Origin of the sequence: Pollutimonas bauzanensis (genome assembly GCF_040393045.1) — a bacterium.
GTDB lineage: Bacteria > Pseudomonadota > Gammaproteobacteria > Burkholderiales > Burkholderiaceae_B > Pollutimonas > Pollutimonas bauzanensis_A.
In genome coordinates this window covers 1-8892 of record NZ_JBEBUX010000158.1, presented here as the reverse complement: position 1 = coordinate 8892, position 8892 = coordinate 1, and the positions used below count along the sequence as shown (strand labels likewise).

Below are 8892 nucleotides of genomic sequence, written 5' to 3'. Positions count from 1 at the left end.
TTCTTATGATTCCCGTTTGCTCGTTTTTATGACGGCGCAGCAAGCGGGGTAAGCAAGGCGAATAATCGCTGCGGTCCCTTCGGGACTTTCCGCGCAGACAGCCTGGGATCAAGGCCAGGCGCGAACTCCCGGCGCTGCCAGTCCACTGGACTGGCAGCAAGCGTGCCGGTCGGACAGCGCGCCTTTCCCCCTTGATCCCAGGCTGCCTGCCCGGCGCGCTCAAAATTCGCCGTGCTTACCCCGCTTGCTGCACCTCATAATTGCGCTAAATGGACGAGTTTTCTTATGGACGGGCGGCTGCTGATGTAAGGCTGCTGATGAACAGGGCCATCGGCTGGTGCTAATGGTCGGTGCTGGTGGGCTGATGCGCATGGTCTGATATGAATGGCCTGTTGCTAAAGGGCGCATGCGAATCACCGTATGCCAATGCGCAGAACGTCGCTAAGACCTCCACCTCTTTGCCAAGACACGCTGCTGGCCGAAGCCGTCTGGGCCAGCCTTTCATGCGACGGCGGCTGGCACAGGGGGTGGGGCAGGCGAAGTCAGCGTGCGCCGGGCCAAGTTTCATTTCCGGTGAGGCAAGCCCGCGCATGTTCGACCAGCACGCTTGCTGACAGTCCAGTGGACTGTCAGCGCTGGGAGTTCGCGGGCGCACCGGAAATGAAACTTGGCCCGGGTAGCCCTGGCGACAGCACAGGGCCGCTAAGCGCTGAGCCAGTCCCACCCCCTGTGTCAGCCGCCGCTCAAGAAACGGACAAACACGCCAACACAACAAGCCAGCCGTAGACTAAACCCTAACCCGACGAGCGTACGCCCTGACCACATGCCCATACCAGGCAAACAGCAAAGCAGCCGATAACCCCAGCCCCGTCAGCGCCATCAGCCACATGCTGGCTGCACCTACCGGTGCGCCTGGCATTACGCGGTTGATGACTGGTTGCAGGGTGCCCGCCGCCGGCCCGAATCCCAGCCACCACCCACCTATCAGCCCAAGTCCTGTCAGCGCGACGATTTGCAATAGCAAAGGCACGACCGCAACTTTGTAGGCACGTAAAAGATAAGAGCCTATACATTGCATCGCATCGCATAAATGAAACCAGGGCAACACCTGCAGCAGGGCCGCAGCGACAATCGCAACTTGAACGTCATCGGTATAGGCGCGAAGAATAGTGGCCTTGCCGGCAATCAGTACAGTGGCGGTCATCGCAGCGCCAAGCGCCACGATCGTAACGCCGGCCATCCCTGTTCTGCGGGCTCTTGGCATATCTTTTGCACCGATTGCTTGCGCTGTCAGCGATGCGCAGGCAATGCCTACCGCCATCGGCATCATGTAACATAAAGCTGCCAGGTTCGACATGATCTGGTGTCCGCCGGTGACGTACATGCCTTCGCGTGCAACCAGTAAAGCCATGAAGCTGAATGCGCATACTTCGACCAGATATGAGCCGCCCATGGGAATGCCAAGGCGTAGCAGTTCCTTCTGGCTTGGCCAATGTGGCTTGCCCAGGCCAAGTTTAAAGCGTAGGTAAAAGGGGTCGTGATTAAGCGCCCATATTCCGGCGCCTAATGTCAGCCATGCTACAACGGCGGTTGACAGCCCGGCTCCCGCGGCGCCCATGGCGGGTAGTCCGAGCTTGCCAAATATGAATACCCAGTTGAAGAAAAACTTGAAGACAATACTGACCAAGTTAATCGTCATGACGATTTTTGGGCGTGAGATGGCGGTACACAGAGAGTAAATGGTGCGAAAGGTCAGCGCGGCAGGCAGCGCAAGGATAAGCGCACGCAAATACCAGGTGATACCGCTGCGTACCGCAGGGTCGACCTCGCCTGAAAGTGTCAGCCAGACATTAGGAAACAGCATGGTGGCGGCGCCGATGAGCGACAGGCCTAACGCCAGCCATACGCCCTGGCCCCAGGCTCGTCCCACCTCAAGATAGCGTTCGCCGCCAAAATGCTGTGCAATGATGGGGATCAGGGCGTGGATGACGCCCATCAGTCCGACAAATACCGTAATGTAAATAGATGCCGCCAACGCCATCGCTTGCAGATCGGCTGCGCTGGCGTGACCAGCCATCGCTGTGTCGATAACGCCAAACGCTATGCTGGCCCATGAGCTGACCAGCACGGGCCAAGCCTGGCGCAGGATTTCCTTGACGTAGAACCCGAAGCCCCTAAGCTGCGGAGCAGGTGCGTTCATTCTTTTCCAACACGCAGCAACCGGAACATTTCGTGGCGGTCGGCTCCGCGTTTTCCTTGCCATATTACGGTGCCGGTGTCGGAGAATGCGGCAGAACCATTAGCAACACTCTCGGACGATGTTTGCTGCAGAATCAGCGTGCACCTTGAGTCGTAGCTAAAGTTGATGTCGTTAAACACCAGGAATGATGCCCGTTGCCCCGTGCCTACGCCAAGCGCCCGAACGCATTCACCCGGCGCTTTATGGGTTTCCAGAGCCGATGCCAGTTGCGCCGATACGCTACGGTAGCTGCGCACATAATCGAGTACTGGCATCCATAAGGTAACTAGCATAAGCCAGGTTACGATAAGCCCGCCCGCAGAAAGTACGGTGCCTCGCCACAGCGCTTCAGGTTTGCTGTGCAGGCGCCAACGCACCAAAGCTATCCAGGCCAGGGTTCCGCAACCGGCAATCAATAGCGCCGGCCAGGATACGAAGGCCTCGTAGCCACGAGTCTGGCGGGCGATATTGTGAGCGATCTGGCGTGGCCACCCGGTTTGCAGCGCGATCCAGCCCAGCCATACTGTGGCGGTGGTCAGCGAAAAACACATTACCGCGAACCAATCCAGCGAGTTCACAACGCCGCGGCGCAACGTGGGCAGTGCAAAGGCGGCCAGGACGGCGGCGGGGACCGCCATCAGGCTGTACTCAGGTTCGAATACATCTTCCAGAAACAGCATGGTGACCAGAGGCCACACGGCAAACATCAGGGGTATCCATATATGCGGAGCTGCCAGCCATGAGCGCCAGCGCCATAGAGCCAGAAGGGCGAACGGCCACGTCGGCCATAGAAACCACGGCAGATCGCGAAGCATGCTGGTTAGCACGCTGTAGCGCGGCCAGCTGAATGACTGAATATTCCATAACCACCAGTTGTGCGTCCAGTAGTCGCCCAGACGCTTGGCCGGAATCCACCACAGCAAGGCCATAGAGAGGCTGATGACGACGGTAATGATCAGCCATTTTTTTTCCGGCCATAAGGCGCTGCGAGGACGAAAACAAAAAGGAATGGCCAGCATGATGGGCAGTGCGCCTATCCAGCCGCGTGTCAGAAATGCCGCACCTACGGCCACGCCCAGCACAATCGAACCCGAAAAAGGTTGGTCCAGCATACGTGCTACAGCGTAGAACGCCAGAGCCTGAAAAGCGATAAGCGCCGGCACTTCGGACGTTTCGTGCATGCGCCATAGAATGCCTACGGTAGCCACAATTAGCAGCAAAGCCGCGTCGGCGATCATGCGGCCATAGTCGCGCACGGTAGGTTCGCCGCCAAAGGGGAGGGCAAGCGGCTGGGGTTCCGGGCGCCTGCCTAACAGGTAACTTCCGTACCAGACCGAAGCGGTGAGCAGGCCAAACCACAACAAGTTGGGAAGGCGCGACGCGATAATGGCGGCATTCAGCGGGGTGGTGAAGTATTCGAAGAAGGGGGAAAACAGCCAGATGCTGAAAGCCCCCACCCACATGACCAGCGGGCCGTCTTGGGCATGGGCCAGCGTTCCTATTTGTGGAAGCAGCATGGCCGTGGGTTGGCCTTGCAGAGCGGTCATCATGGTGGCCAAGCCGACCACGTCGTCCGCTTTCCAGGGATCCCGAAAGAACAGGCCTGCCAGAATATAAATGACACCTACCACCAGCAAGAATAGTCGGGGTAGTTTAATAGTTGCCGTTGCCGTTAGGCGAGCAGGTGTAGAAAGGGAGTCGCTGGGAGACACTGGGGGGCGCCCTAAGTGGTAGATAAGGCTATCTTAAATTAAAAAGGCAGCCCGAAGGCTGCCTTTGGCAAACACGGGCAGAACTAGCTGGCTTAGGAAGCCTTGCGGGTAGTCGTGCCTGCGGTGCGGGCAAAGCGGGCACGGAACTTCTCGACGCGGCCGGTTTCGACGATGCGCGTTTGTGCGCCAGTGTAAAACGGATGCGATTCCGAAGTCACTTCACACTTGAACAAGGGGTAGGTCTTGCCGTCGAGTTCGACGGTTTCGCGGCTGTGAAGCGTGGAGCGCGAAATGAACTTAGTGCCTGTTTGCTGATCCAGAAACACCACTTCGCGGTATTCGGGGTGGATGCCTTCTTTCATGATCTATTCCTGTTGTATCTTCATAAGGGCGGGTCGCCAGCTAGCAGATATACTAACCACGTATCCAAAGTAGCTCAACATTCTAGCATGGGGTGGGGCAGGCTTCCAAGCCAAATATGACGTTTGGTGGACAGGAGTTGCACAGATGCTGCAGAGCGACCGTTGCTATAAATCGGTTCGCAAGCGCCAGAGCTCTGGGAATAACACCGTATCAAGCATTTTTCGCAGGTAGGACACGCCCGATGTACCGCCGGTACCGCGCTTAAAGCCAATAATGCGTTCAACCGTCGTGACATGTCGGAAACGCCATAGGCGGAAGGCGTCTTCCAGGTCGGTCAGCTTTTCCCCTAATTGGTACAGATCCCAGTACTGGTCCGTGTTGCGATATACCGTTAGCCATGCCTGTTCGACCTCGGCGCTGGCAGTGTAACCAAGTGTCCAGTCGCGTTCAAGATAGTCGGCAGGTATGGGAAGCCCTTGCCTGTGCACGGCCCTTAGCGCTTCATCATATAAAGATGGCGCTTCGTAAGCGTGCTTGACCTGCTCGAGCAGATCGGGGCGGTGGGAGTGCGGTTTGAGCATGGCCGCATTCTTGTTGCCGAGGGAAAACTCGATCTGCCGGTACTGGTAGCTTTGAAAACCGCTGGACTGCGCCAAATAGGGACGTAATGCAGAGTATTCGGGTGGGGTCATGGTGGCCAGAACATCCCAGGCATGTACCAGTTGCTCCATGATCTTGCTGACACGCGCCAGCATCTTGAAACAGGGTTGCAGACGATCGGCGGCCAGGTTTTGCATTGCCGCCTGCAATTCGTGCAGCATCAGTTTCATCCAGAGTTCGCTGGTTTGGTGCTGCACGATGAACAGCATCTCGTTGTGTTCGGGTGACAGTGGGTGCTGCGAGCCAAGTAAGGTATCCAGGTGCAGGTAGTCGCCATAGCTCATGTCTTTGGAAAAATCCAGTTGGGCTTTTTCGCTGTTGACATTGTCTGGACCGGAAAGGTCGGTATCTTGGGGGTTCATGAGCGGCGGGACCGGTTAGTAGTTGATGGGCAAGGATCGCAATATGGCCCGCACGGGGCTGGCGTCGGCCTCGACCAGCGCCAACGGCAACGCGATAAGTTCATAGTCGCCAGGGGGTACGTGGTCTAGCACCAGGTTTTCCAGTACCCGCATATCGTAGTGCAAAATGGCTTGGTGGCTGTCCAGGGTTTTGCTGTCGGCGGGATCTATGCTGGGCGTATCCAGTCCTATCAGCAGCGTTCCCCGTTCGGCCAGAAAACGTATGGTGTCAGGAGCAAAAGCGGCGAAGTCGTCGCGCCAGTCTTCAGTGTCGGCCTTTTTGCAAGTCCGCACCAGTATCCGTGGCGGTGCATCAACGAGAAAGGGCAGAAGGTCATCGCAGGTGATCAGGGGACGTGCGTGTATGGCATGAATAACTCGGCAAGGCCCTAGAAACGGCACAAGCCCCAGCACGCCGACCGATGCGCCGCTGGCGTCGTAATGCAGGGGCGCATCGGCGTGTGCGCCTACGTGCGGGGACATTGTGATTTCGCTGACATTGACGGGGCAGCCCGGGCCGATTGTGGCGTTCCAGCGCTGACTATAGGGCGTATCGCCCGGAAATACCGGTGATCGGGGTGAAATGGGAGGGGAAATATCCCAAAGGTCTTGCATGGTTCTTTTCCTGTAAAGCGCTGGCCTATCCTACACCTGCCCGCGTTCGGCCAGGGACGTTGCGCCCGAAGCGGTAACGATAAGGTGATCAAGCAGCCGGATATCGACCAGGGCCAGCGCATGCTTCAGATGGCGAGTCAGCGCCAGGTCGGCTTCGCTGGGTTCCGATATGCCGGATGGATGATTATGAGCCAGAATCAGCGCTGCGGCGTGATGTTTCAGGCCTGCCTTGATGACTTCCCGCGGGTAAATCGATGCCTGGGTGAGTGTGCCGCGCGAGATTTCTTCGCTGGCGATCAGGCGTAATTGGCTGTCCAGGTACAGCGCCATGCAGTGTTCCACCGCCAGATGGCCCAATTTGGCAGTGCAGTAATGCTTGACCCGTTGCGGCTGATGCAGCGCATGGCCGGCCTTCAGGTCTTCCTCCAGAGCGCGGCGGTTCAATTCATTGATTGCCAGCAGTTCGCAGGTTTTGGCTGAGCCCAGGCCGCTGACGCCCATCAATGTTCGAGGATCGGCCGATAGCAGCCCCCGTAAACCCTGGAATTGCTCGATCAGCTTGTGTCCCAGGCTGACGGCATCGCAACCCTTGATGCCAGTGCGCAGGATGATGGCCAGCAGCTCGGCAGAAGTTAAAATATGAGCACCATGGGCGAGCAGCCGCTCTCGGGGGCGCTCGGCTTTTGGGCCTGGTGTGTGAAGTGTCATAAAAGGCTCTGAAGTAGGGGAACAGTAACGATCCTCTACGGTGACAGATTTTGACCTCTACTTCCGATCCAGTGAACGCTTTTGTCTGTCCTGATTCTTACCTAGCAGTCAGTTGCCGTTCATACCGACAGATGCCTGCGCACGTCGTCGCTCCCGATTTGCGACTTGTCGCCCGCTGCGACGACTTCGCCTCGAGACAACACGACAAACTGATCGGCCAGCTCGCGCGCAAACTCGAAGTATTGTTCGCACAGCAAAATGCCGATATCGCCTCGCTCGCGCAGCAAGCGTATAACGTTGGCGATATCTTTGATTATCGATGGCTGGATCCCTTCTGTGGGCTCATCCAGTATTACCAGTCTAGGCTCCGAAACCAGGGCCCGGGCGATTGCCAGTTGCTGCTGCTGGCCACCGGAAAGGTCGCCTCCTCGCCGTCCAAGCATTGTTTTTAATACTGGAAATAGTTCAAATATCTCACCTTTGATGCGTCGCGCCGCCGAGGCCGGCTTGGTGGCCATGCCCATCAGTATGTTTTCCTCGACCGTCAGGCGAGCGAAAATGTCACGCCCCTGGGGAACATAGGCGATACCGCGCGTAGCGCGCTGATGCGGCGCCAGTCCGGTGATGTCGACGCCATTGAAGTGGATACTGCCGGAAGCCACAGGCAGCACGCCCATCAGGCATTTCAGAAGGGTGGTTTTGCCGACGCCATTACGACCCAGCAATGCAAGGCATTCCCCTTGTTTTAACGACAATGAAACACCGCGAAGGGTATGGCTGCCGCCATAGTATTGATTGATTGCTTGTACATCCAGCATGTCAGCGCCCCAGGTAGACTTCGATTACGCGCTGGTCAGACTGGACTTGCGCCATGGTGCCTTCGGCCAGCACGGACCCTTCATGAAGCACCGTGACTTTTCCGTTACCGGCAATGCTGGTGACAAAGTCCATGTCGTGCTCCACCACCATCAGCGAATGGCGGCCTTTAAGTTCGTTAAGCAGCTCGCCGGTACGCTCGGTCTCGGCATCGGTCATGCCTGCTACCGGCTCATCGAGCAATAGAAGTTGCGGTTTCTGCATTAGCAACATACCGATTTCCAGCCATTGCTTTTGTCCATGCGATAGCAAGCCGGCCGGACGCCATACTTCATGCTTGAGGCGTATCATTTCAAGGGTGGAGCCGATCGCATCGGATTGCTCGCCGGTAAGTTTCGAGAAAAGGGTAGGCTTGACCCGTTTATCGGTCTTCATCGCAAGTTCAAGATTCTCGAACACGGTATGGTTCTCGAAGACCGTAGGGCGTTGGAATTTCCTTCCTATGCCAGCATGAGCGATTTCAGTTTCACTGAGCGTTGTCAGGTCGATGTTCTGGCCTAAAAAAGCGGTTCCGCAGGTGGGGGCTGTCTTGCCGGTAATGACATCCATCATTGTCGTCTTGCCTGCGCCGTTGGGTCCAATGATGCAGCGCAGTTCGCCCACGCCGATATCCAGGCTAAGGTTATTAAGGGCCTTGAACCCGTCGAAACTTACCGTTATGCCTTCCAGATACAGAATGACGCCGTGGCGGACATCAACCCCCGGGGTGACGACGCGGCCATAGGACGCACTGCTGCCCATGTCTTGTCTGGTTGAGTTTTCCTGCATTACGGCTACCTGCAAGTGTTGCAATTGGCGAGCGTGGGCTTGCTTCATGATGTCCTTCTCCCGAAGCGACGGGCGGCAAAACGGCGCACCAGGCCGACAATGCCTTGGGGCAGGAATAAAGTGGTCAGTACAAAAATGAGGCCCAGGGCGTATAGCCAGAACTCGGGGAAAACGCTGGTGAACCATGTTTTCAGGCCGTTCACGACACCTGCGCCTACCAGGGGGCCGATCAGTGTGCCGCGGCCTCCGGTGGCAACCCAGATCACCATCTCTATCGAGTTTTCGGTCGACATTTCGCTGGGGTTAATAATCCCCACCTGCGGAACATAGAGGGCGCCGGCGATTCCGCACATGATTGCCGACACCGTCCAGACGAAAAGCTTGAACCCTAAGGGATCGTATCCAATGAAGCGCAAGCGGCTCTCGGAGTCTCGCACAGCCGTCAGAACCCGACCCAGTTTGGATTGCGTAATCCAGCGGGCGAAGATCAGCGATCCCGTCAGGACTGCCAGTGTGGTCCAGTAAAGTGCAGCGCGTGTGTTGGCTGCTG

General features: G+C 57.2%; 9 protein-coding genes. All 9 read right to left on the bottom strand.

Going from position 1 to position 8892, the window contains the following annotated elements:
- Positions 1 to 787: 787 nt before the first annotated feature.
- Entirely contained in the window at positions 788 to 2200 is a 1413-nt protein-coding gene (locus tag ABWO67_RS17740) for an MATE family efflux transporter (RefSeq protein WP_353154151.1), read from the bottom strand.
- The gene (locus ABWO67_RS17735) at positions 2197 to 3951 is read right to left on the bottom strand and encodes an ArnT family glycosyltransferase (protein ID WP_353154149.1); all 1755 of its coding nucleotides are present in this window, start codon (positions 3949 to 3951) and stop codon (positions 2197 to 2199) included. The genes ABWO67_RS17740 and ABWO67_RS17735 overlap by 4 nt, the downstream gene beginning before the upstream one ends.
- A 92-nt stretch (positions 3952 to 4043) precedes the next feature.
- Positions 4044 to 4313 (bottom strand): type B 50S ribosomal protein L31, encoded by a 270-nt coding sequence (locus tag ABWO67_RS17730; RefSeq protein WP_353154146.1) that lies wholly within the window; start codon positions 4311 to 4313, stop codon positions 4044 to 4046.
- A gap of 165 nt (positions 4314 to 4478) precedes the next feature.
- Positions 4479 to 5336, bottom strand: a complete 858-nt coding sequence (gene kynA, locus ABWO67_RS17725; RefSeq protein ID WP_353154143.1) for a tryptophan 2,3-dioxygenase — start codon at positions 5334 to 5336, stop codon at positions 4479 to 4481.
- Between the two features lie 15 nt (positions 5337 to 5351).
- Positions 5352 to 5990, bottom strand: coding sequence for an arylformamidase (kynB, locus tag ABWO67_RS17720; protein WP_353154141.1), 639 nt, complete (start codon positions 5988 to 5990; stop codon positions 5352 to 5354).
- A gap of 30 nt (positions 5991 to 6020) precedes the next feature.
- Entirely contained in the window at positions 6021 to 6698 is a 678-nt protein-coding gene (gene radC / locus ABWO67_RS17715; protein ID WP_353154138.1) for a RadC family protein, read from the bottom strand.
- 119 nt (positions 6699 to 6817) lie between these two features.
- Entirely contained in the window at positions 6818 to 7516 is a 699-nt protein-coding gene (gene urtE / locus ABWO67_RS17710) for an urea ABC transporter ATP-binding subunit UrtE (protein WP_353154135.1), read from the bottom strand.
- A 1-nt stretch (position 7517) separates the two neighbouring features.
- The gene (gene urtD / locus ABWO67_RS17705) at positions 7518 to 8342 is read right to left on the bottom strand and encodes an urea ABC transporter ATP-binding protein UrtD (RefSeq protein WP_502930049.1); all 825 of its coding nucleotides are present in this window, start codon (positions 8340 to 8342) and stop codon (positions 7518 to 7520) included.
- Positions 8343 to 8386: 44 nt separating this feature from the next.
- Positions 8387 to 8892: ABC transporter permease subunit (locus ABWO67_RS17700; RefSeq protein WP_502930048.1), on the bottom strand; the 506-nt coding region annotated here is incomplete at its 5' end.